The organism is Leptospira sp. B5-022 (assembly GCF_000347035.1).
Lineage (GTDB): Bacteria > Spirochaetota > Leptospiria > Leptospirales > Leptospiraceae > Leptospira_B > Leptospira_B cinconiae.
The window spans coordinates 85,791-109,398 of sequence record NZ_ANIJ01000022.1 but is presented as its reverse complement, the minus strand read 5'-3'; the positions used below and the strand labels follow the sequence as shown (position 1 = coordinate 109,398).

25 protein-coding genes and 1 pseudogene are annotated in these 23,608 nt (G+C 42.7%); 6 read left to right on the top strand and 20 right to left on the bottom strand.

Annotated elements, in window-relative coordinates:
• Positions 1-12: 12 nt before the first annotated feature.
• The 14 genes and pseudogenes from LEP1GSC192_RS20205 to LEP1GSC192_RS10780 all read right to left on the bottom strand — a co-directional run.
• A pseudogene (locus tag LEP1GSC192_RS20205) lies at positions 13-1,008 on the bottom strand (VWA domain-containing protein); the annotation flags it as partial.
• The gene (locus LEP1GSC192_RS10840) at positions 1,005-1,949 is read right to left on the bottom strand and encodes a VWA domain-containing protein (RefSeq protein ID WP_020770109.1); all 945 of its coding nucleotides are present in this window, start codon (positions 1,947-1,949) and stop codon (positions 1,005-1,007) included. The gene LEP1GSC192_RS10840 and the pseudogene LEP1GSC192_RS20205, both read right to left, overlap by 4 nt.
• Positions 1,946-2,848 carry a hypothetical protein gene (locus LEP1GSC192_RS10835; protein ID WP_020770057.1) on the bottom strand — a complete coding sequence of 301 codons (903 nt, stop codon included), beginning with the start codon at positions 2,846-2,848 and terminating at the stop codon, positions 1,946-1,948. Before LEP1GSC192_RS10835 ends, LEP1GSC192_RS10840 begins: the two co-directional genes overlap by 4 nt.
• Positions 2,845-3,669 (bottom strand): DUF58 domain-containing protein, encoded by an 825-nt coding sequence (locus LEP1GSC192_RS10830; RefSeq protein ID WP_020770111.1) that lies wholly within the window; start codon positions 3,667-3,669, stop codon positions 2,845-2,847. The genes LEP1GSC192_RS10835 and LEP1GSC192_RS10830 overlap by 4 nt, the downstream gene beginning before the upstream one ends.
• 14 nt (positions 3,670-3,683) lie before the next feature.
• Positions 3,684-4,694, bottom strand: coding sequence for a MoxR family ATPase (locus tag LEP1GSC192_RS10825; protein WP_020770069.1), 1,011 nt, complete (start codon positions 4,692-4,694; stop codon positions 3,684-3,686).
• 11 nt (positions 4,695-4,705) lie between these two features.
• Entirely contained in the window at positions 4,706-5,320 is a 615-nt protein-coding gene (locus tag LEP1GSC192_RS10820) for a hypothetical protein (RefSeq protein ID WP_052005223.1), read from the bottom strand.
• A 208-nt stretch (positions 5,321-5,528) separates the two neighbouring features.
• Positions 5,529-6,815 carry an LIC20035 family adhesin gene (locus tag LEP1GSC192_RS10815; protein ID WP_020770010.1) on the bottom strand — a complete coding sequence of 429 codons (1,287 nt, stop codon included), beginning with the start codon at positions 6,813-6,815 and terminating at the stop codon, positions 5,529-5,531.
• A 101-nt stretch (positions 6,816-6,916) separates the two neighbouring features.
• Entirely contained in the window at positions 6,917-8,005 is a 1,089-nt protein-coding gene (locus LEP1GSC192_RS10810; RefSeq protein WP_020769923.1) for a DUF1574 domain-containing protein, read from the bottom strand.
• A gap of 44 nt (positions 8,006-8,049) precedes the next feature.
• The gene (locus tag LEP1GSC192_RS10805; protein WP_020770129.1) at positions 8,050-8,415 is read right to left on the bottom strand and encodes a hypothetical protein; all 366 of its coding nucleotides are present in this window, start codon (positions 8,413-8,415) and stop codon (positions 8,050-8,052) included.
• A gap of 155 nt (positions 8,416-8,570) precedes the next feature.
• Positions 8,571-8,990 (bottom strand): SRPBCC domain-containing protein, encoded by a 420-nt coding sequence (locus tag LEP1GSC192_RS10800; RefSeq protein ID WP_020770105.1) that lies wholly within the window; start codon positions 8,988-8,990, stop codon positions 8,571-8,573.
• Positions 8,991-9,005: 15 nt separating this feature from the next.
• Positions 9,006-9,818: an SDR family oxidoreductase gene (locus LEP1GSC192_RS10795; protein ID WP_020769976.1), complete on the bottom strand. Its 813-nt coding sequence runs from the start codon at positions 9,816-9,818 to the stop codon at positions 9,006-9,008.
• A 50-nt stretch (positions 9,819-9,868) separates the two neighbouring features.
• Positions 9,869-11,155, bottom strand: a complete 1,287-nt coding sequence (locus LEP1GSC192_RS10790) for an NAD(P)/FAD-dependent oxidoreductase (RefSeq protein WP_020769952.1) — start codon at positions 11,153-11,155, stop codon at positions 9,869-9,871.
• Entirely contained in the window at positions 11,148-11,663 is a 516-nt protein-coding gene (locus LEP1GSC192_RS10785) for a low molecular weight protein-tyrosine-phosphatase (protein ID WP_020770123.1), read from the bottom strand. The genes LEP1GSC192_RS10790 and LEP1GSC192_RS10785 overlap by 8 nt, the downstream gene beginning before the upstream one ends.
• A 12-nt stretch (positions 11,664-11,675) precedes the next feature.
• On the bottom strand, positions 11,676-12,440 hold the full coding sequence (locus LEP1GSC192_RS10780; RefSeq protein ID WP_036089864.1) for an SDR family NAD(P)-dependent oxidoreductase: 765 nt from the start codon (positions 12,438-12,440) through the stop codon (positions 11,676-11,678).
• Between the two features lie 129 nt (positions 12,441-12,569).
• Between LEP1GSC192_RS10780 and LEP1GSC192_RS10775 the strand changes: the two genes are divergently transcribed.
• A complete protein-coding gene (locus tag LEP1GSC192_RS10775) occupies positions 12,570-13,592 on the top strand; it encodes a GGDEF domain-containing protein (protein ID WP_020770048.1) in 1,023 nt (340 codons plus the stop codon).
• Here the strand turns inward: LEP1GSC192_RS10775 and LEP1GSC192_RS10770 are convergent, their stop codons facing one another.
• The 4 genes from LEP1GSC192_RS10770 to LEP1GSC192_RS10755 form a co-directional block, all read right to left on the bottom strand.
• Positions 13,593-13,991 (bottom strand): cyclic nucleotide-binding domain-containing protein, encoded by a 399-nt coding sequence (locus LEP1GSC192_RS10770; RefSeq protein ID WP_036089790.1) that lies wholly within the window; start codon positions 13,989-13,991, stop codon positions 13,593-13,595.
• A gap of 390 nt (positions 13,992-14,381) precedes the next feature.
• Positions 14,382-14,987, bottom strand: coding sequence for an NADPH-dependent FMN reductase (locus LEP1GSC192_RS10765; RefSeq protein ID WP_020769973.1), 606 nt, complete (start codon positions 14,985-14,987; stop codon positions 14,382-14,384).
• Between the two features lie 108 nt (positions 14,988-15,095).
• Positions 15,096-15,797 (bottom strand): ParB/RepB/Spo0J family partition protein, encoded by a 702-nt coding sequence (locus LEP1GSC192_RS10760; RefSeq protein ID WP_020770026.1) that lies wholly within the window; start codon positions 15,795-15,797, stop codon positions 15,096-15,098.
• Positions 15,781-16,707 (bottom strand): ParA family protein, encoded by a 927-nt coding sequence (locus LEP1GSC192_RS10755; RefSeq protein WP_020770072.1) that lies wholly within the window; start codon positions 16,705-16,707, stop codon positions 15,781-15,783. Before LEP1GSC192_RS10755 ends, LEP1GSC192_RS10760 begins: the two co-directional genes overlap by 17 nt.
• A 187-nt stretch (positions 16,708-16,894) precedes the next feature.
• Between LEP1GSC192_RS10755 and LEP1GSC192_RS10750 the strand changes: the two genes are divergently transcribed.
• The 5 genes from LEP1GSC192_RS10750 (at position 16,895) to LEP1GSC192_RS10730 (ending at position 21,196) form a co-directional block, all read left to right on the top strand.
• Positions 16,895-17,989, top strand: coding sequence for a putative porin (locus LEP1GSC192_RS10750; RefSeq protein ID WP_020770028.1), 1,095 nt, complete (start codon positions 16,895-16,897; stop codon positions 17,987-17,989).
• A complete protein-coding gene (hemH, locus tag LEP1GSC192_RS10745; RefSeq protein ID WP_020769948.1) occupies positions 17,986-19,092 on the top strand; it encodes a ferrochelatase in 1,107 nt (368 codons plus the stop codon). Before LEP1GSC192_RS10750 ends, hemH begins: the two co-directional genes overlap by 4 nt.
• A 68-nt stretch (positions 19,093-19,160) precedes the next feature.
• On the top strand, positions 19,161-19,517 hold the full coding sequence (locus LEP1GSC192_RS10740; protein WP_020770157.1) for a YciI family protein: 357 nt from the start codon (positions 19,161-19,163) through the stop codon (positions 19,515-19,517).
• A 25-nt stretch (positions 19,518-19,542) separates the two neighbouring features.
• Positions 19,543-20,775, top strand: coding sequence for an RNA polymerase sigma factor (locus tag LEP1GSC192_RS10735; protein ID WP_020769977.1), 1,233 nt, complete (start codon positions 19,543-19,545; stop codon positions 20,773-20,775).
• Between the two features lie 4 nt (positions 20,776-20,779).
• Entirely contained in the window at positions 20,780-21,196 is a 417-nt protein-coding gene (locus tag LEP1GSC192_RS10730) for a hypothetical protein (RefSeq protein WP_020769957.1), read from the top strand.
• Positions 21,197-21,202: 6 nt separating this feature from the next.
• Here LEP1GSC192_RS10730 and hemG read toward each other — a convergent pair whose 3' ends face one another.
• Positions 21,203-22,507 (bottom strand): protoporphyrinogen oxidase, encoded by a 1,305-nt coding sequence (gene hemG, locus LEP1GSC192_RS10725; RefSeq protein ID WP_020770037.1) that lies wholly within the window; start codon positions 22,505-22,507, stop codon positions 21,203-21,205.
• A gap of 81 nt (positions 22,508-22,588) precedes the next feature.
• Positions 22,589-23,554 carry an LA_0442/LA_0875 N-terminal domain-containing protein gene (locus LEP1GSC192_RS10720; RefSeq protein WP_020770093.1) on the bottom strand — a complete coding sequence of 322 codons (966 nt, stop codon included), beginning with the start codon at positions 23,552-23,554 and terminating at the stop codon, positions 22,589-22,591.
• Positions 23,555-23,608 lie beyond the last annotated feature (54 nt).

The following is a 23,608-nucleotide window of genomic DNA, read 5'->3' as shown; positions in this document are numbered from 1 at the left end:
ATATTTTCCTAAGAACTCTAACACGAAAAAATCAAATAACAAAAGTAGAAGTGCAGGCACTAAAAATTTTTTAGCTCCTTCTGCCCTTCGTCCATTGCGGATCCTTTGTCCCGTGTTTTTTTCCATGGAGCCGATCCAAGATCTTATATCTCCAATCTCCGGAGTTTCGGAATCTAAAGATAAGTATCTGCCTTCGTTCGCATACGCCAGTTCCTTTAAAAATCCTGGATTGGATTTAGAGATAATCACACCCGGAGAATTTTCATAAGGAGCCAAGGATCCGTCTCTGGTTAAAAATCCGTATACTCTAGAACCATCTTCCGAATATCCGATAGGCCCTCCTGTTGGAGTTCCTACAGACCAAACCCAAACCTCGGCCGGAAATTTTACAATCCCTGGAGAATCCATATCTTCTCCATCCGATATTAAAACTAAAATACGATTTCGTAATACTTGATTGGAGTTTAAAACTTCTTCCGCTTTTTTAAATGCGGACTTCAAATCAGTTCCTCTGTCCCCTACTATATCCACATCCAGACCTCTCACATACTCCGAAAAGGCGCGAATATCCGAAGTCATAGGACAATACACGAACGGAGAAGCTGCAAACACGATCATACCAAACCTGTTCCCGTTTAACTGGGGAAGAAGTCTTAGGATCGTTTCTTTCGCTCTTATGATCCGAGAAGGACGAGTATCCACCGATTGCATGGAAAGACTAACATCCACTAAGAACAGAAAGTCCACGCCTCTGGAGACCTCCTCTTCCTTAGACTTGGTAGATTCCGTTCGTTGGTATGCAAAATAAGAAAGATAGAAAACGGACGCAAGCAGCAAGATCCTTACAAAAACTATATAAAAAGGAGGGACCTTGGATTCTCTTGGCAGACCTGGATAAAACTTTTTCCAGCGACTCCAATAAAAATAGAATGCAAACTTAAACAAAGTGTAAGCAAAAAAGATCAGCCCAAGTGAGATCCAAAAAGATTCTAAAAAAGTTTCGCTCATACGTAATACCGAAACACCCAAGATCTCAAAAGTAGATCCAAACCTAATAAAGCCAGGGCATAGGTCAGAAAGATTAAGGATTCCGACTCTCTCACTTCTTCCGGAGGTAAGATCAGAAGATCCTTTTCCAAAGAGTCGATGGATGCCAATACCTCCCGCAACTCACCGATATCTTCCGCTCTATAAAATACTCCTCCCGTTTTTTTGGAAAGTATATCCAAAATTTCGAAATTCACCTCATAAGATTGGTCTTCTTTTCCGATCCCTATGGAATAAATTTTAACTCCTACACCTTTTGCGATCTCCGTAGCTGTGACCGGATCTATACGACCCGTATTCGAAGCACCATCAGTTATGAGCACGATCACTTTAGATTTCGCAGGCGACCTTCGTAATCTATAACAAGATAGGATCAGTGCGTCTCCGATAGCTGTCCCTTGTTCCAGGACCGTTTCTTCCTCTGCTTGACTTAATATTTCTTCTAATACTTCCCTATCGCTTGTTAATGGTGATTGCAGATAAGCTCCTCCCGCAAATACTACCAATCCCAAACGATCATTTTCTCTTTTTCTAATAAACTCTTTGAGTAATTTTTTAGAAACTCCTAGACGGGTTTCGGGTAAGAAGTCCCTACTCTTGGACATTGAACCGGAGACGTCCAGTGCCAAAATGATATCCACTCCCTTGGTTTCGTCGGGAAGAAATCTATATCTTTTCCCGGGACCTGCGACTGAGATCACGAATATCGTTAGGGCAACGGGTCGAATTAATGGTGCAACCGAAGATAAAAAACGTTTTGCGGAGAAGGAACCGTATTGGACTTTTCCCGGGATCCTGAGTTCCATTCCCAAGGCCGGTTGGTTTTTCCAATAGGAATAGAATGTCCAGATCCAAATCGGAAGAATTAGAAAAAGATAATAAGGAGACTCCCATTCCGTCATTTGGAGAGCGCCTCCTTCCAATAATCCCAGGCCTTCAAAGCTTCGGAAGAAGAAATCTCCACTTCCTCTCCGGAATATTGCGCTTTACGGAAAGTATTCTCCCAATTTCGAACTTCCCCTTCTTCCAATCCGAATGAATCATAAATACGCTGGAATAATTCCGCTTCCGTTAGATGCGCAAATGGGGCATTCATTTTTTTCGCCATATTCTCCCGGATATAACCGGATAGGACCCTATAAAAGTTCCTGGCAAATACCGGAGGGGAATTAATTATCTCATCCAATTTACTTTCGTATATTAGAATTTTCTGAACCCAAGGATCCGCTTCCACAAGTGCGTCCATGGTCTTTTTGGATGCTGTTTGGTTTAAATACCAAGCGTAAAAGATCCCAAAACTCAATGCAGCCAGACCCGCAAGGATTGCCGCTAATTTCCAACCGTACTTCCCTGAGAATTCCAAAGGTGGCAGGATCTCTTCAGGGGTTTTGTCCTTCTCCCCCAGGGAAGAACGAACGTTAAGAATCGCTTCCGAACGGAATTCTTTTCCGTCCTTATCCTTCCAAATAATAGGAAGGGAAAATTTTCCGGAAGCGTAATACGAAACAACCAACTTGATCTTTGTGTCGGAAACTTCGGAAGTGATGACTTCGAATAACGGAAGATCCGGAGAATCCGGATCAGGGTACATTCCCTTGGAAGGGAGTTCAGGATCCAGGACTTCTCCTTGTTGGAATTCCAACAAATATTCCGCCTGATCTCCTATTCCAACTTCTTTAGGTTCCCAATCTTCGTTCCAAGCAAATGTCGGGGCTGCAAAAAGCAGAATGGAAAAATAAAAAGTATAGTATAAAAATTGAATACGATCCAAGGATCTACGACGGAACTGCCCCGCCTTCATGACATACTTCTCCAATATTCCAGAAGTTTATTCGGGTCCGTGTCTTTTCCTTCCAGTTCCAAACATCTGGACTTAAATAGAAATTCCAGATTTTTGCGGATACTCCCTCCCGCCGGAGAAGAAAGATTACCTGTTTCAGGATCTTTTAATAAAAAAAATTGGAAAAAACCTTTGGGAGCGGTTTCCTCCAAACTGTCCTTGAATCGGATCGCATGTAGAGTGTGGAATTTTCTGAGTCCTGTAAGTTTTTTTAAAGAAGGAAGTCCGTGAAAATCGGAAAGTATATACGAATCCGTGTATCTTCTGATCCTGTTTTTTAAGAGTACGAACGGAAGTTTAGGATCCGTTTTTAGTTTTTTATGCGGATAAGAACGGACTTTTTCCAAAGCGGAGAGAGCTTCTGCCGTGTTACGAATATATCCCGTCTCCCATTCTAACTTGTCCGAATAGAGTAAGATCTTGGCAAGATTTCCTTTTCGTACATAAAGTAAAACTAATAGAGCTAAGACTTGAAAAGCATTCTCCGCCTTGGTCCATTCCGAGCTGCTCCAGTCCATGGATTCGGAAACATCCAGGAAAAAAACTCCGAGTCTTTCCTTTTCTTCGTAAAATTCCCTTACATGCAATTCTCCGAATCTGGAGGTAACATTCCAATCGATCAGTCTCGTATCATCTCCAACTGCATAAGGACGTACATCCTTAAAGTCGATTCCCCTGCCTTTCCTAGAACTTGTAGCCGTGCCTTGCCTATTCCGAAGAGAAAATCCTCTCTCTGGACAATCCAAAAGTTGGATCAGGCTTTGGTATTCTTTACGGAACATTTTAGTTAATTAGATCAAAGCACCTGGGTAGCGTCCGAAACGATCCGGACTACCGACTCGATCCCCACATCTTCGGAGATCGCTTCGAAGGTAAGTAAGATTCTATGACGAAGGATCTCAGGTAGAACGGCCTTCACATCCTCGGGAGCCACATAGTCCCTTCCCTCCCATAAAGCCTTTGCCCTGGATGCTTTTAGTAAGCTCAAACTTGCCCTAGGAGAGGCCCCATGTTTTACGTAAGGAAGAAGATCCGGCACTGTCTTTTCTTCCGGACGGGTATTTCTTACCAAACGAACTATATAACTTTTTAATTTAGGTTCCACATGCACTCGATCCACAAGGGAGGAGATTTTGAGAACATCTTTAGCAGTTGCAGTTTTTTTAATACGTTTCGGGCCGGTAGCGAGTCTGCCATGCTGTTCCAAGATCGCTAGTTCCTCGTCCATATCGGGATAATCCACAAGGACTTTCATAAAAAAACGGTCCATCTGTGCTTCCGGTAACGGATAAGTACCGTCTTGGTCGATCGGATTCTCGGTAGCGAGTACTAAAAAAGGCCTCTCCAAAGGAAAAGTATTGTCACCGATAGTGACCGTTCTTTCCTCCATACATTCCAAAAGAGCGGACTGTACTTTTGCCGGCGCTCTATTGATCTCGTCCGCAAGTAAAACTCCGGTAAAGATGGGACCTTTACGAGTATTGAATTCACCGTTTTTTGGATTGAATACGACTGTCCCGATCAGGTCGGCAGGAAGAAGGTCCGGCGTAAACTGCACTCTTTTAAAATCCAGATCCAGCGCCGATGACAAAGATTTTGCCAAAAGTGTTTTTGCAAGTCCAGGCATCCCTTCTAAAAGAACATGGCCTTGGCATGCTAATGAGATGAGTAGATTTTTTACTACTGCCTCTTGGCCTGTGATCTCTCCCGTCAGTTCCAGCCGGATTCGATCTAACGTATCTTTTGCAAATTGGATATCTGATTCGGTTAAGGGAATATTTTCACGATCTTTGGCAATGGATTCCATAGTATTTCCTATTAACGTTCTGCAAGCCAGCGGCCGGAACTATTTGTACCTTGGTAAGCGCCTTGGATTTTTTTACCGTCCAAATCTCCTGTATACGTTTGGGTGAAAGGTACATTGCTACCTATCTCGGAGCATCTTGCCCCAGCACAGGATCTCACAAAACGAATGGACTTCCCTGTGACCCGTATACCGGTCAAGATCTCGTTGGATCCTTTTCCCCAATTCGTAAAACGTAAAGTGGCTCCTATCCCTCCCGTCTTACGGGGAAAAATACTCAACACTCCCTTATGAATTCCAACTTGCAGCTTATAAGTACCTACAAAGGATTTCTCCGTGTCGCTCAAAGGGACCTGATCCGAGTTCAAACTTTGAGCATCCTCTAAAAACTCTATCTTCTCCACTGTTTCCAGAGGGATAGAAAAATCGGGGTCTTGCAATATTACATTTTTAGAATTTAATGAGACCAGAGTCCCTTCCGTAAACGACCCGCTATAGGTCACCTTTGCCTGTCGATTTATGGAGCTACATCCTCGGACAAAATATCCGAGTAAGAAAAACAAAGGAGCAGCCACCAGTATTCCTAGGCTGATTTTTTTGAGATCATTATTAGTTATAATTTTTTCCAAGGCAAGGATTCCCTTTTTTCCATTCTGTATCCATGTTGGAATTCCAACATAGATCAGAGAAGAATTTTATAGATTGAGAAAAGCCTTTCTAAAAGTTGTAAGCTCGGAGAAAACTCCGAGCTTTTTACACTGATAGTCCGTTCCAGGCTTTAAAGCCCAGACCCTATGGGACAGGCTTTTAAGAATCTAAGTTACAAAAAACCAAATATCACTTACAGCCCTGCAGTTCCCCCATTTTAGGATTTTCTCTACCGTTTACGTAATATTTTTTACCCTGAGGCGTGGTCCAACAATCGTTTTTTTGGTTGGTTCCAGGCATTATCGGACCTTGCCCGATCTTCGCTCCGGACTCGTCGTACTCGACCGCAGTACCGTTTGCGGCGATTTCAAAGGACTTCTTGCCGTTTTTATAATATGCAAACGGGAAATCAGGCTTATATTTAGCCTTCAGCTCGTCCGCCTTTTCATCCATGAGCAGAAGGTCGAAAAGAAGTTTTCCTTTACCGACGATCGTTCCGTCCTTGTCATATACCTCTGCCGAACTCATCATCATTTCGTTCATCATGGTCCCTTTATACGCAGGATTTCCGTTGCTCCAATAGAAGGTCCATTCTCCCTTACGGGTATGGTCTCTCTGCCCTTCCGCGAATAGCTTTCCGTTTTTATAATATTCTTTCCAAGCACCAATTCTAAGGGATTTTTTTTCGGCCCCCGCACCTTTTGGAGCGTAGTTACCTTCGGACTGGGGAGATCCGTTCTCGTAATAGTTTTTCCAATAACCCGTTTTTAGGTCGTCCGAATTATTTCCTTCGGAAGAGACAGTATTCCCGTCTTTATGATAATTCGTTTCTTTACCGCTTTTTTTGCCGTCTTTGAATTCGATTACGGATTTTTTAGCTCCATCTTCGTTATAATAATCTTTCCAAGTCCCTACTTTTTTATCGTCCGCGTAAGTACCTTCGTCGCTCAAGATTCCTTTGTCCGTTTTAGACCAGTACGGTCCATTCTTCTTGTCGGCTTTGTAAATCGTACTTTCAAGTTGTGTCCCGTCTTTCGCGAGTTTTTTCTCTTCACCTTCTTTTAATCCGGCAACATAAGGAGTTTCTCTTAACGTTTCTCCTGTTTCGTACAATGTTTTCCAAATACCTTCTCTTTTATCGTCCTTGTATTCACCTACACGGACCAGGACCGAGAATTTATTCTTTTGAAGATCTTCCTTCTCCACATATTCTTTCCAAGCGCCGTTACGTTTTAATTTTTTGATCTGGTCCGGAGTCAAAGCGCTGACTTGGTCCGGAGTACAAGGTTTACCGGCGCACTCCAGCTTGACCGGACCTTCTGCCTTTAAATTGAATGTTTCTTTGAATTTTTCTACTCTGATATTCGGCTCTAAAATTTGGAACTCGGCCGCTTTGCCCTTATTTTCAACGACGCTCGTCGAAGAACATCCGATCAAAAGAGAAATTGAAACCGCTGTGGATAGAATTTTTTTCATGGGTTCGCCTTTTGGGGAAAATCTAACGAAGCAAAATTAAGGCAGACAATTCTTCTCGTCAACCTCCTTTCCCCGGCGAAAAGTAGAGAATGAAAGCCGGATTACTCTCTTGGATATCTCATTCTTAAAAAACGTAAGAATGGACGATAACAGTCCACAGCCATATGACCGCTGTCCGCAAAAGTATTACACTCGTAGTCGGGCGCTTCCGCCATATCGATGATAGGGATCCCGAACTTTTGGTTAATGGGACGTATCCTGTCCCACCAAGGAGCCGGGATATTCAGTTCTTTCAGAAGATTCTCCAATGGTAGAGAAACTTCCGGACGGACCACCAAAGTAGGAACTCTTTCTTTTGTCACTCTATCCAGGATCTTTTCGTAAAAGGAAAATTGCATTTCGGAGGGTGAATATTTAGGGTAGATCCAACCGATCGTACGGATAGAACTTGCTTCCAATTTGCCGAAGTCCTTCTCCATAAAACCGCCGGCAGGAGAGATCGCATTCCCCTTGTCTCGATGCAGAGATTCTATGGTCAGTTTTTTGATCAGATCCGCTTGTTCGAATTTTTTATTCGTAAGGTGAGAATATACATTCGTCAGGTACGGCTTGTTCTTACTCACTCCGAAGAAATAATTTCCCAGATAATAGTTTACGTTTTCCTTACCTAGGTCCCATGCATTGGAAAGAACGAATCTAAGATCGAAACTATTCGCTAAATTCGATTTTTTGAATGTAGTACTGTTTGCATTAAATTGGAAAGGATCCGCTTCCATAACCAGAAAGTCCGGCTTGACGCCCGCTTCGAATAATCTTTCGAGAAAATAGAGATAATAGGCGGGAGTGGTCACCGCAGACGAAAGATTATATACTTCCCAATCCGGATAGAAGTCCAGGATCTCCTCGTTCTTGAAATACAACATTCTGGAAGAGCCCATTAGAAGTACTAATTTTTTATCGGACTTCTTCCCCGCGCTCTTGCCGAACTTGGAGATCATCTCCTCTAAGAGATCCTGCTTAACGTCGTAATAGATATAGGTTAATTCTACTTTTACGTAGTCTCTGACCTTATCCAAAAAGAACAATTTATCTATGGCAAATATGAATATAAAAAGAAGTACGGGATAAAATAGAAACGGATGGGTGAAAAAATTAATTTTTTCGTTCTGCGGACGTTCGTTCTCGGACACGAACTCAAGACTCCCCGGTGAACCGGGGATGTCAATAGATTATATCAAGCAGTTGCGAGAGTTTCGGTAGCTCTGCGGCGTTTTTGAAGATCTGTCAGCCATTCTTCGGTGGCTTTGCAGTATCCTACCAAACGTTTTACATGCATACGCCGCTCGGGATGTAGGATCTCCCTCGCTTCGCGGACGATCTCTTCCACTATTTTGATATGAAAGGAGAAGTGGCTGGTAAATAAGTTAAAGTATTCTTTGTCTGTGGTGAGCCAATTTTTGGATTGGATATCATTAAAGAAGTTTTCCATCTTAGTGATATCTGAGTCGAATTCGGAATCGTACGGAGAGTTTAAAATCGAAATCGTATCCGTGATATCCGTAAGACTTTGGAAATAAGAGTCTAGTTCTGGAAAGTTCACTGTATACCGCCTTGAAAAGCAGCTCGCTAGCCTTGGTCTCTCATGGAGAAAAAGACCGCGAACACCCTATAATCGGGGCTCTAATGTCATCTTTTTTTAGGGACCCGAGAGTTCAAGCGGAAAATAAAAACAAGATCCTAGGTTAATTAGAACCCTTAGTTCTTCCTGAGATACTGTAACAAATGCATACTTTCTTCGTCCCAGCCTTCGGAGGCGGCCTCGATCCAATGGTCGAATTTTTCTCCTATAGGATATCCTGAGTTAGTGAGTTTAAGAACAGTGGAATCTCCGTCTTTTTCGAACTCTAATTTGAGTTCTATATCACCTGCGGGATGGTCTTGCCACTGAAGTATTAACTCTTGGAAAGGAACTATTTTTTTATAAATACCCGTAGACGTAAGTTCTCCTTCAGGCCCTAGATTCCAAGTCCAGGAAAAAGTACCGCCAAGTTTAGGACGCCCTGTCACCTTATCGGCTAACCAATGAATCAACTCTTCGTTGACCGTGACGGCACTCCAGACTTTTTCCAAAGGAAAATCATATTTGAATTCTTTAATAATACTTCTAGTTTCCATATAGACTTCAGTCCTTTAATGAAAGTCCTTATAAAGTTTTTTGTATAATACCTTTTCCAAAAACGAAGGAGAAATATTCCTCATCCATTGAACGAACCACCCGCTCTTATCCATTACCACAAGCCTTGAATTTGGATCCTCGATCGCGAGGATCATCTTTTCTGCAACTTCCTCCGGAGTTTTACTCTTTCCGGAGTAATGGGGTTCTCCCAGTTTCTGGCCGTCCCCGTCTATACCGCTCGCTCTTAGATTTGTCTTTGTATAAGGAGGACAGAATATGATAAAACGCAAACCTTCTTCCGAAAGTTCTATACGCGCGGATTCCATAACGGCATGTAATGCGGATTTGGAAGAAGAATAAGCGCTTCTTGCAGGTATCCCGTATAGCCCACTGACTGTAGACGTAACCATAACCGCCCCTTTATTCCTTTTTAAGAAGGGAAGAAGTCTCATTGTAAGGAAGACGGGGCCGAAAAAGTTCACTTCAAACGCTTTCCTAAAAGCTTCAATTTGAGTTTGATCGAATCTGGAATGAGCGGTTATGCCGGCGTTATTAAAAAGAACATCGACGCCGTCCGTCAGTTTCGCCAACTTAGCGACGGCTTTATTGATCTCTTTTTCGGAAGAAAGATCCGCTTGGATGTGGAAAATTTCAGCAGGTCGTTTTTCCTTCTTCTTGGAAATTTTACGAACTAACTCCGGTTCCGATCTGGAAAGATTGATAATCTTGCAAGGAACCTGGGACAAACTTTCTAATAAAGCTTCTCCTATCCCCGAAGATCCTCCGGTAATTACGATTGTCTTGCCTTTCCAAAGATCTGTCCGCATCGAACTTATTCTTTTATTATGTACGGCCTATTCAAGGATTATTTTCAGCGTTAATTCGGCTGAGAAGACCCGACTGAATTGGATTCAACCTCGTCCTGGATCAATCTTGCTTCTGCACGAAACGTAATATAAGACCAAACCCAAGTGATAAAGATAGAGATCTTATTCTTAAATCCTACCTGATAGAAAATATGGATGAATAACCAAACTACCCAGCCGAAAAACCCTCTCAGTCTGAAACGTCCGACCTGGGCGACTGCATCCTGCCTCCCGATAGTCGCCATACTTCCTTTGTCTAAATAATGGAAAGGTTTTCTTTTTTTAGATTTCAGATCCCCGCGAATCAAAGATGCAACATATCTACCTTGCTGCATTGCTACCGGAGAGACTCCAGGTAAAGGTTTTTCCAAACCTTTGGAATAATTCGCGATATCACCGATAACAAAAACTTCGGGATGACCTTCCACATTGCAGAACTCATCCACCATTACTCTTCCCATCCTATCAGTAGGAACTCCTAAGGTAGCTCCTATAGAATTTGCCTGCACTCCGGCTGCCCAGATCACGGTAGAAGAAGGAATTGTTCTTCCTTCTATCTTAACTCCGTTCTGATCTATTTCGAGGACTTTGGTTCCTGTTAAAACTTCCACTCCCCTTTTTTCCAGACGAATCTTCGCAAACTCGCTTAACTTAGGAGCGAATGAGGCAAGAAGCCTAGGAGATGCCTCGATCAGAGTGATCTTTGCCAAGGCAGGATCGATGGTATGGAATTCGTTTCGAACGATCTCATGAGAAAGTTCCGCGATGGAACCGGCAAGTTCCACACCTGTAGGACCTCCACCGATAATTACGTAATTTAAATGTTTTTTGGCTACTTCCGGATCTCCCGCTAGTTCCGCTTGCTCGAAAGAGGTTAAAATTTTAGTGCGAATAGAAAGTGCGTCTTTAAGGGACTTTAATCCGATCGAGTATTTTTTCCAATGATCGTTCCCGAAATAGCCCGATTTAGCTCCCGCGGCCAATATTAAATAATCGTAATCTTCTGTATGCCCTTGAAAATGGACTTTTTTAGCCTGGATGTCCACCTTCTCCACTTCTCCCAAATAGACCGTTACGTTCTTTTTGTCCCCGATAAGGGATCTGGTCGGGATCGCAATGTCGGCGGGGCTCAATACCGCAGTCGCTACTTGGTATAATAACGGTTGGAACAAATGATGGTTTTTTTTATCGATAGCGATGATTTCCAGATCTTCTTCTTTGGATAATTTTTTGATCGCCTGCAATCCCCCGAAACCCACTCCGATTACTACTACTTTCTTTTTTTCACCCTTAGGCATTCTTTACTCCATTTTTACTCAAGACGTATTCCAGAAATCCTTCCGACGCCTCGAAAACGATCTGGTGAACTTCCTCGAAGTCCTTCAAAGTTCCATAATACGGATCAGGAACCTCGGATTCCTTTCCTTGGCCCTTCTGGAACTTTCGGAACAAATGAATTTTTTTTCTTTCTTCTTCATTCGAAGCGAGTGCTCCCAGATCTTTATGGTTGGATCTGTCCATCGCCAGAATAAAATCGTAATATTCAAAATCGGATCTTTTAAATTGTCTCGCCTTATGAGTGAGTTCTATTCCCTTCTTACGGGCTGTTTGCCTGGTCCTGGGGTCGGCCAATTCTCCGATATGGTAGCGAGAAGTTCCGCAGGAATCCACTTCAAATAAGGAAGAAAGGCCCCTCTTCTCCAGAAGATCGATAAATGCACCTTCCGCCGCGGGAGATCTACAGATATTCCCCAAACATACGAAGAGGATCTTGTAAATATTTGAAGAATCTGGAGTTCCTACCATAACCAAAAACCTTTATCTAGGCCCGATCTTTTCCCATAAAAATTCTGGGATCGATTTCATCAGAACTCCGATCAATGCCCAAGGAAACCAAGGCACAGTGGCGGATCGAACTCCTGACTCTATCCTATCGTAAATTTTTTTAGCGCCCTTTTCTGCGGAAACAAGAAAAGGACGGGATTTCAGCTTTTGATTGATCGGCGTATCGATAAAACCGGGATGAATGACTGTGACCTTCACACCGAATTGTCTGACTTCTCCCCTAAGCGCTTCCAAATATGTGGAAACTGCGGCCTTAGAAGTGGAATAACTTGCCGAACCTGGCAGGCCTCTAAAAGAAGCCACGGAAGAAATTCCTACGATCTGCCCTTTTTTTTGTTCTCTAAAGATCGGCTGCAAAGAGGAAATGCCAGCCATGAGTCCGATCAAATTTGTATCGATCACCTTCTTGTCAGCTTCGAAACTTTTTTGACCGAACGAAGAGTTGGTAGAGATACCGGCATTCGCAATAAATAGATCCACTCCTCCTAACTCCTTAGCGAGTTTCGGAAGTACTTTAAAATTATCTCCCGATTCGGAAACATCCAAAGAAGCCAAGATCACTTTACCTCCTTTTTGAAAGGAGCGGATCTCTTTTGCAAGATCCTCTAAAACTTTTTTTCTTCTGGAAGTGATCGCTAGATCATGGCCTGCTTTTCCGTATAAAAGTGCAAGCTCTCTGCCAATACCGGAGCTAGCTCCCGTAATAATAACTTTTTTCCTATCGGGACCTTTGGACATAAATGAAACCGCCAAGTAATTCATTAAATTGGTTTACCCCTAGGTGGGAAAAGAATTATTTTGCAAGTATTGTATAACAAACCGGAAAGTTAGGAGTTCCTACCCGACTCCGTATAACCCCGAACCAAAATGCGAAATCTACAAGAAGAACTAAAAGAAAAAGAAGAAGAAATCCAAAAACTCAAGGAACTGCTGGAACTCTATGAAAGAGTTTCCAAGCTGGGAGAAGAAGAACTACTAGCGGCGGAGCAGACCTTAAACGCCCACGAAACGACGGCAAATCTCGCCAGAAACGAACTTATAGAAATGCGGGACCGGTTCAAGGGTCTCGGCCAGATCAACTCCGAAAGAAAAACCGCAATCTTAGAGATCGTAAACGATAAGGAGGCTCCTCTTCCTAGTCTTGCCAATAAATTCGAAGAAATGGGAAAGAAGGACGATTATTTCTACTCCGACTTCTTCAGAATTATCGCAAATTTGGATCTACCTGAATCCGAGGCAAGGTCGCTGTGGAAAGAGATCTATTCCCATGCGGAAGGTTTAAGCAAACAATTAGGCAGAAGTATGAACTTCGTAGTCGCCCTTCTAGATTATATTTACCTAAAGAATCGACTGATAGAAAACCCGAAGATCGTGGACATCTATTCCTTTGAGGAGATCATCCTTAACGCGGTCATAGACGAAGGGACAGGGATCTATAATAGAAGATATTTCAATCTGGTCCTAAACAAAGAGATCACCAGAAGTAAAAGATATAATAGAAATTTCTGCCTATTCCTATTCGACTTGGACAATTTTAAGAAGATCAACGATACCAAGGGACATTCCTTCGGGGATGATATCTTAAAATTGGTGGCCGGAACTCTGATGTATGCCTTCCGAACGGAAGACATCAGCTGTAGGGTCGGAGGAGAAGAATTCGCCGTCATTCTTCCCGAAACCGGTAAAGAAAACGCGAAAGTAGCCATCGAAAGGTTCCGAACCTACTTGCGTAATTCCTCTAAAAACGATTTTGGAATAGAGGTCACCGTATCCGGCGGGGTCGCAGAATATCCGGGAGATGCGGATGAAAGTAATCGGTTATATTCTTTTACGGACGCAAAATTGTACGAAGCGAAAGCGGCAGGCAAAGATCGTATAACCTACGTCTGATCACTTATCGTCTATCTGATATTCGATTTCTTTTGTAGTAATTTCGTTCAGTTTAGAGATCAAAAGTTCGTTCGTATTCGCCAAACGATCCGCTAAGATCCTGACCATCTTAGCGGCAAATTCAGGATTTGCGATCAGGTATCTTTCCAATTGTTGTTTGGATTCCACCGCAACCATTTCCGTATCCATCACAGCTCTTGCAGTCGCAGTCCTCGGCTTAGCCCTGAACAAGGCCATTTCACCGAAAAAATCTCCCTTTTTCATCAAAGCAAGACGAGTGGCCGAGTTTTTATGAGTAAAAAATATTTCAACTGTCCCGGAGATAATGATGTACATCGAGTTGTTCAACTCGCCTTCTCGAAAAATAATTTGTCCGGCCTGGATATTAATTTTATTCATGAATTCCTAACTTTCGAATTAGACCGAAACATCTAAAAATCCGGTCCGTCCTATTTGACTTAGAAACATTTCGTTTCCTAACCGACGGATCGGGATCCGAAAGCTCTCAGAATATATCATCGGGTTAGAAAAGATAATCTTTGAGCCAATTCCGGGAGAAGGAACTCCCCTCCCCTATTCGATTTTCCAGGAAAGACCAGTGCAGAGAAAACGGCGAGCTAAGTTTAAAATTATGTCACATTGTAGATTTCGAATACAATTGGGGGGCGGCCCCACTCGCTATTGCTCGGGTCGCGCTGCTTCGATTTCGTTTACACTCATCCGGGCAAAGCCCGGACTAAAGATCTACGCATCGCTGCCGCGACAGTACCCGCAAAAAGGATCTCAAGATCAGGACATTCCGTTCTTAAATCTAGGATCCTGCACCACGCCTGACTCACGTATCTCGGACAAAGAATTCGCATAAGCAACTAAGATTTTCAGAGCGAATACACTTCTTTCTCTGATAAAACTATCTTCCGGAGAAACAGGCTCTCCTCCGTTGATGAGATGTTCCACATCCCTGAAAATTAAATGTTCCGGAATATAGCAGATTTTAGTATTTTTATAACTGCTTGCCCTCATTTCATTGATCGGAAAAGCTCCACCCCTACCGGAAGAAACGGAAACAAGGAGCCCGGGTTTATGACCTAACTGAACAAGACCCGCATGAAGGAAAAAATTCTTAATAGCTGGACTCGCCATACCGCCGTATTCAGGAGTGATAAAAACGAAACCTTCCGAACTTTTTAAATTTTCATCGATAGGTTTCCAGAAACCGGACCAGACCTTATCGTCGCTTGTCTGAGTGGAATCATAAATGGGAAGAGGATTTTTTCCGAGATCTAATGTCCAAGTTTCCACGGACATTTCTTTCAATTTAGAATTTAAAAATTCACCTACTTTGGAGGATTGAGATTCTTTTTGCTGGGAGCCAACGACGATTCCGATTTTCATTCTATTCCTTTATTAGAAACCCGAGGCGGATATAAAAACCCGCCAAAACGGTAGTATGAGAACAAGATCAAGAGCCTTCACGTTTTCTCCAACGAGAAAAAAAATGTCTTAGCTTAATCCGTATTTTTTCTTTAGGCTGGAAAGTTCTCTTAGGAAAGATTCCCTATTCTTGACGGTCAAAGGTTTCAGGTCCAAGGTGATTCTTTCACCGGGTTTACGGGGTGAAATCGTTTCACCCCCCCGGCCTTCTTTCTTTTTCAGAAGTGCTTCCAGATTTTTTACCGAAAGATCGTTTCCACTTTTAAGCAATTCCGAAACCGATTTTTGGTCCAATCTCGCGATAGAACTCAATTGTTTTACGTATCTTTCCGTATAACCTAGGATTTTGCCCACTTCTTCCGCGGTTTTTTTTCTTTCCTTTCTTAAAAACTGGATCGCCCTTCCTACTTCCCAGGGATTCAGACTTTTACGCTTTTCATTCTCAGCCAAAGCGATCTCATAACATCTGTCTTCGGAAGCCTCGGTCTCTACAACCGGAATGGATTTCCAACCTATTAGTTTTGCTGCTTGGAACCTTCTTTCTCCCGCAACTATTTGGAACTTCTTACCTAACTTGCGGACAACGATCGGCTCTATCAACCCCAAACGTTTCATCGATTCGACAAGATCGCCCACATCCTCTCTACCGAATACCCTAGGTTGTTCCGGGTTCGTAATTATATCCGAAAGAAGTATTTCTTTTTTGAGGGATTCGTCCCCACCAAAAGCTGTCAGTAAATCCAGCCCCGCAAAATCAGCTCTTTTTGCCATTCGCTCTCCTCATCACTTCTTCCGCCAAGGTGGAAAACATCTGCATCGCTTTGGGATCATATTCGGATAAAAGTTTACGTTTTGCTTGGGACTGAGGGATTGCCTCCCTTCTATACACCACGGAATCAAATACCGGAAAGTATTTCCGGACAGTTTCCGCTAGCCCCGAAAGTGCTCTTGAGTCCTCATACTGATTCAATACAGCGCCCAAAAGTCCAAGACCAGGATTTGCTTTTTTTCGGATCTTTTCAATCGTCCCGTGAAGATCTTTTAGGCCCTGCACACTAAATGCACGAGTCTGGATCGGGACCAAAACAAGGTCCGCAGCAATTAAGGCATTCTCCAGGATTAAGCCGAGAGACGGAGGACAATCTATTATAATATATTCATAAGAAGAACGGATCGGCAACAAAGCTTCTTTCAAAAGGTCGAAGTCGTCTCTCTCGTATGGAGTAGTAAAATTTGCCAAATGAATGGAAGAAGGGACCAAATCCAAACCCGGAGCAAGATTTACGATAATTTCGGAAACGTCTACTTTGGATTCTCCCTTATACCCGAGAGTATGAAAGACGGATTTGTCCGCTTGGCCCACGTACAACTGAGTGATATTCGCCTGAGCATCCCAGTCCAAGAGTAAAACTTTTTTCCCCGATTTTGCCAACGCCTCCGCAAGACAGATAGAAACCGTGGTTTTACCTTCTCCACCTTTTTGATTAGAGACCGCAATAATGACCGATTCGTAGGAATGTTTTATTTTTTTGGAGAAGTACTTATCCAAAACCTCAGTCTTGTACTTGCCCTTATTGTCTTTGGGCAGGGACCATTTTTCGGCCTTCTCCAGGAACTCATCTTCCGAACTTAAAACGTATTCGGAGAGGACTTCTTCCACACTTAAAACTTTGGCTTTCACTTCAGACCTTGACCCTGTTAATAGATCAGGGGCTAGACCGAATTTGTCAAGAAAACCTATGTCTCATATAGGTTTAAGTGCGAAAAAACCGAATTGAAACGATAGGGGAGGGGAGAATGCTAAGGTTTCTTCTCGGAAAAGGAATTCCGCTAGGGATGAAATCATTTCACCCCTGTTTTAGGACGAAATGAAAATTCAAATTCGAATTATAGCCACATTATTCTGCCTGTTTGCCACGACGGCGCTATTTGCCGACGAGCCCGAATCTCCTAAAGAGATAAAATCCGAAACAAAAATCCCGATAGAGGGGACTTCTCAAACGAAATTCCAGGCAATTCTATCCGAATGGATGATCCGAAGTTCCATCACAGGGATCTATGGAGAAAATGGAGGGCAACATATTTTCGAATCCGGCACAAAGTATCCAAACCTTTCCGGCCTGAAAGCCGGATCCAGGATCACCTATAATAGAGAGTTCGAATACGGAGGTATAGGTTTAAAACATTGGTGGGAGACATGGGAGATCAATCTAGAATACAGAACTACATTTAAGAACAAGAGGACGGGAGAAGGAAAGGACGAGGATTTCTTTTTGGGAAGTGTGAGTCGTGAAAATGGGAACAAGATCGATTTTCAAAACCTAAGTTTTTACGATACTCCGTATACGTTCACAGGGACGCAAAACTTTGCGGACGGAAGAGGAAAACTAAAAATGAAAGACGATAGGATCGGTTTCCTTGCCAGAAAATATTTCGGCGGCGCAAACCCCGATCCCAGAAAACCGGGCTCCGGTCTTTATCTCACAGGCGGGGCGTATTATACGTACTATAAATATTATCTATACGACGTGATACAATGGATCGCCACCTCACCTGTGACGTATGGTCCGATCGGAATAGGACTCAGCTACTCCATTTCCACCTGGGAAATTCCTTTCGGATTCGGTTACAGATATTCCGATGGGACTTGGATGTTGGAAGCAAGTATTTCCGGAAATGTTTGGTATTCACATTTCAGGGACTATCATTATCAAAGAAATTTAAACTTCATCGGGGATACGTCAGGCTATGGACTAGAAACGCATTTAGGCGCAGGGTATATTATGCCTTCTTGGCTATTTTTTATAAAATTAACGGAACACAGATTGTATGGAGAAGGAAGTTTCCAGACTTTCGGAGGTTTAAGTAGAGACGATATATTGTCCAATTATTCGGGAAGATACAGAAACTACCTGAGCACAAAACAGTTCTCAGTCGAATTACAGGTTAGCCACTTTTTATGAAAAACAAACTACTTCTGATCAACTTGGGGGGACCAAGAAATGCTGCAGAAATCCCGAAATTTTTAAAAGATCTTTTCGAAGATCCATTGGTATTCGATCTCCCGCTCCCTGAATTTTTCAGGATCAGACTTGCCGGAAAGATCGCCGAAAAAAGAGCAAAAAAAGTAGAAGAGACTTACGCTTCTATGGGATTCGGAGGAGGCTCCCCTCTTGTTTCCGAAACGGAAAAACAAGCGGAAGGTTTAAAAAAACTTTTAGAAGAATCCGGAGAAAAATGGGAAATCAAAACTGCAATGTGCTGCGGGTATCCGGACATCAGAGAACTCCCTTCCGAATGGACCGATCCGAAAGAAGGAGTGGTACTTCTGCCCTTATACCCTCATTTTTCCAGATCAACAGTACTATCCACAGCTATGCTATTGGAAAAACAATTAGGATATTGCCCTGCATCCAATCCGCTTTGGGTCAGGCCATTCTCCGACAGAAAAGAATATTTAGAATCCATCAGAGACTTGATCTTGGATTTTTTCCAAGGTAAACTTCCGGAAAAAGATTTTTTACATATAAAACAAGAACAGATCCCCGACTGGCAAAACTTGGATATCGTATTTAGCGCGCATGGGATCCCCCTTCGTCTAATTAAAAAAGGCGATGTTTATACAAAAGAGATCGAAAAGAATGTACAAGCACTCACTTCTCTCTTAAGAGAAAAAGGTTACCAAGGACAAATTCATTTATCGTACCAGAGTAGGGTAGGGCCGAGCAAATGGACCACTCCTAACACCTTGGATAAGATCCAAGAGTTAGGACAAAAAGGAATAAAAAGGATCGCAGTCTATCCGATCAGTTTTATCAGCGATCATCTGGAAACATTAGAAGAGATCGGAGTCCAGATCCGAGACCATGCTTTTCAAAATGGGATCTCCGATTATTATAGAATACCGGCACCAGGGATTTATCCTGCATTCTTGGAGGCGCTCGCAAAATTCGTATTCGAAGCTAAATATTCCGCGCAAAAAGTCGGGCACTTGAGTTGCCTTTGTAAGGCTTCCGGCGGATGGGATCCTAAGAAGGAAAAAGTAGTTTGCGATTGTTTTTCTTAAATCCCTTGTCCAATTTCTCTAAACTCAATTGATCTAGAAATAAAATCACCTTTCCATAGGAGAGAAATATGGACGAATACCTGATCTTAATGCGGCTGGATCTACTCACGAAAGAGGCGCAACCGTCTCCGGAACAAATGCAAGTGTATATGAAAATGTACCAGGACTGGGTGGGGGGAATTGCCGCTCAAAACAAATTCGTAGGCGGCACAGGTCTATCCACGGAAGGAAAAGTTATCAAATCCGGACAGATCATTACTGACGGACCATTCGCCGAAACAAAAGAATCCATAGCAGGATTTATCACGATCAAAGCCGAAAATTTCGAAGAGGCGGCGGATATAGCCAAGGCATGTCCCATTCTGAACGGACCCGGAAATAGTGTGGAAGTAAGAAAGATCGTGGGTGTGGACAATACACGTTAACCGTCACTTATTGCGCACGAGTCTTATGCAAAGCCCGGAGACATTGCCTCATCTATTCAGGAATGAATATGCTAAAATTGTCTCCGTTCTTTGCAAACATATAGGTTTCGAAAGATTGGAAATTGCGGAAGAGATAGCAAGCGAGACCTTCTTAACCGCAACCGAGACCTGGGGGGTCAAAGGTAACCCACAAAACCCAACCGCTTGGTTATATGCAGTGGCAAAAAATAAGGCCAAAAATTATCTGCAAAGAAATTCTGTATTTCAAAATAAGATCCTCCCTGAACTCACTAAATCACAATCGGAATCTTTCGAGCCCGAGATAGATCTTTCTCCGGAAAATATATACGATAGCCAACTCAGAATGATGTTTACAATCTGCCATCCCTCCATCTCCCCGGAGGCGCAAGTTGGACTTTCTCTTAGGATCTTATGCGGTTTCGGGATAGAAGAGATCTCAGATGCATTCTTGACCAATAAAGAAACGATCAATAAGAGGCTATTCAGAGCGAAAGAAAAATTAAGAGAAGAAAAGATCCGGATCGAACTTCCGGAATCGGACGAGATAGAAGGCAGGTTAGGCTCGGTACTTTCTACGATCTATTTATTATTCAATGAAGGGTATCATTCCATCAGCCAAAACAAAACGTTACGAAAAGATCTTTGTTTAGAAGCGATCCGTCTTTGCAGCATGCTAGTGGAGAATACGGTCACAGACAAACCCCAAGTGTACGCACTTCTTGCATTGATGTGTTTTCACACTTCCAGATTCGAAGCAAGGCAAGATGAAAAAGGAGAACAGATCCTTTACCAAGACCAGGACACAAACCTTTGGAATTATGATCTAATTGCGAAGGGAGAAATTTTCCTAAACAAAGCAGCAAGCGGGACCTTGCTCACCAAATATCATCTGGAAGCAGGAATTGCGTACTGGCATACTCAAAAGGAAGATACCAAAGAAAAATGGGAAAATATTTTACAATTATACAATCGCCTACTTCAGCTACAATATTCTCCGATTGCCGCTTTAAATAGAACATACGCACTTTCCAAAGCAAATAGTAAAGAAGAAGCGATCATCGAAGCAGAAAAATTAAACCTAATAGAAAATCATTTTTATTTTGCTCTTTTAGGAGAATTGTATTTAGATATAGATAGATCCAAGTCGGAAGAAAATTTTCGTAAAGCGCTTTCGCTTGCAAAAACATCTCACGATAAAAGTAGTATCCAGAAAAAGATCGATCGACTTTCAAAGTAAACAAATGTCCAAGACAAAGAATACAAAACATATTAGCGTTACTATCCCCGTCGCCCAAAAGGTCGCTTACGAATATCTCTCCGAACCTAAATATTTCCCGGAATGGGCCTCCGGCTTATGCAAATCGATTTCCCCATTAGGAAATGGAGAATGGTCTATCGATTCCCCCATGGGACAACTCACCGCAAAATTTACGGATACAAATCCTTACGGGATCTTGGATCATTATGTGATCTTTAGTCCTGAAAATATTTCCTATAATCCTCTAAGGATCATTGAGAACGGAGAAGGGAGTGAGCTGATCTTTACATTATTCCAAACGGAAGGTATGACTCCCGAAAAATTCGAAGAGGATTCCGACTGGATCAAAAAGGATCTAGAAGAGCTTAAAGGAATTCTAATAAATAAATTCGCACACTAAGGCGGATCAAGCGTAAAGATCAGGATGATAAAGGGAGAAGGCCCGTTCCAGAATGGATTTCAGACCGATCCCGCTCCTAAAATTTCCTTCCACTCTGACTTCGGGAGGAAGAACTCTGTCCAGGTCCCGATTAAATGCGTGAAGTTGGGGCCCATATACAGGAAGTGCATCTTTCCAAACAGTCACATAATGATTCAAAGGAACTCCGCTTTCGGAAAATAGTTTTTTACGGTCCTCTTCCACTACGGAGATGATCTCTTCTTCCGTTTTGGAGGAAATTTCCCTGTCTCCCGCTCCCCCCATGATAAAAGTTTCGGAGTGGACCCCTTCGGAAGTCCTACCGGCGAATATAAAATCGTTGAATAAGATCCCTCTGCATCTGATCCCCAATTCGGAAGAAAAACTTTTATGATCTTTCGGAAATAAGACTCCGAATCCTTTTTTTCCGTTTAAGATGGAATCCTTTCCGAAACGGGTCACGCTTACGATAGGCAATGTATCCAACATTCCTTGGTAGGATTTGAATTCTTTATATTCCGATTTTAAAAGTTTCAATGCGGTGCCAAGATTCGTTGCGATAGTGATCTTGGACTTAGGATAAGTCGCTCTCAATTCTTTTAAGCTAGCGATGTCCTGATTGTATTTGATCTTTCCTTGAGAAGACACTCTTGCTTCCAAAGCTCCAAGTAAAGTCCCGATACCTCCTCTAAAACTTACGGTCCCTCTTCTTCCTGGGAGGAGTTTCGGCTTTCCTTTTTTAGAATTTCGAAGATGTAGAATGTTTTTCCAAAGAGGAGCTTGCTCCGGAAGAAATTTTCCAAGCACAAATTCCGCAGACATTACATCCAGATCGCCCGCGTAAATTCCGCCTAACGCAGGTTCCAACACTTTGCTAAGCGTTTTTTCGCCCAGGACCCTTTTACCCCATTTGTAAATGGATTCTCCCGGGATAGGTTGGGAAGGGACCGTCAAAACGGAAAATGCCAGAGAGATTATTTCGAAAACGGAAAGAGGCATTCTTTTCATCTTCCCGTCCGAGAATATATAACGTTTTTTAGATGCAGGATTGGAGAATAAAATATCCAGTCCCAATCGAGAAGAGAGGTTTTCCAACTCCCAACAATTCAGAATACCGTTGGCTGCCCTTTCTACGATCCCGTATTCCGTACGGACAGAGCGGATCAACCCCCCGGCACTTTCTTTTTTTTCCAGCACTAATACGGACTCACCTTTCTCTAAGGAAAGGAATGCGTGCAGAAGGCCTGTAAAGCCAGCGCCGATTACTATATGATCCGGAACCCATTTCGCCACGGATACAAAGTAATGGAATAGAAACTATTGGCAATAAAATCCTAGATTTTCCTCCAAAAGGAGGAAAAGTTTTTATCAAGATCAGAATTCGAATCTGTAACCCATAGTATATTTGGTTTCCATTCCGGAGTAGGTCCCGTTACTGGAAAATCCGCTACCCGCTCCGACGCCTGCCGGTATCGCGGATATTACCATCCCCTTACTTTGACCGTCTGAAAACTGGACTACCGATTTGATAGAATTTGCAAACACATAAGAATCGATCAGGTTAATTAGGTAAATTCCACCTAACACGTATAAGGCGCCCTGATACTCTCTGAAATTTTTGTCAGCCTCTTCTCTTTTTAACTGAACTTGACTGGATTGATTCGCTAAATATGCATCGATGGGGGATAAAGAAGGGGTAGCGGCCGCTTGTGCCTGACCGAGAGCCGCAAGTGTCAGACTTTCTTTCGTGTATGGATTTCCTAGATCGCCATACTCTTTTACGGAAGTTCTGTATACTCTGAACTTATCGTAAGCTACGAAGGCTGCGGCTGCGAATAAGGTAGGGTAGAGGAGCGATTGGAACTTTCTATCCGTATAATATTGTCCCCAACCGGGAACGACGGCGGATCTCATGAGTGCATTGAGAGGACGTTTTGCCTCTTGCTTTCGAAGTTCTTCCTGTCGACGTGCTTCTTCTTCCGCTGCGGCTTGTTTTTTCAGATCTTCTTCTTTTAGCTTTTCTTCCTCTAATTTTCTTTGAGCGGCTTCTTTGTCTTCTTCTTCCTTTTTTTCCGCTGCGAGTTTGTCCTCTTCCTCTTTACGGATCTTCTCCTCTTCATCGTCGTTTACTTCTTGGAAAAGGATTTTAAGGATCAGGTCTTTATCTATTTTACGTTTTCCTGATTCTGTTTGAAGAAGGACCGAATGTTGATTTTGTGTGATGATTTCCCCATTTACCTTTCCGCCTTCTCTCAAAAGTACGGTGACCGGGAAAATACCTATAGGTGCAAAAACGATCAACAAGATCGGGATTATTTTTTTTAAATGTAAAGATAACATTTCAAAAGCGAAAAAGTGTTAAACCACTAAAGTCCCCAAAGTATTGGACGAAAA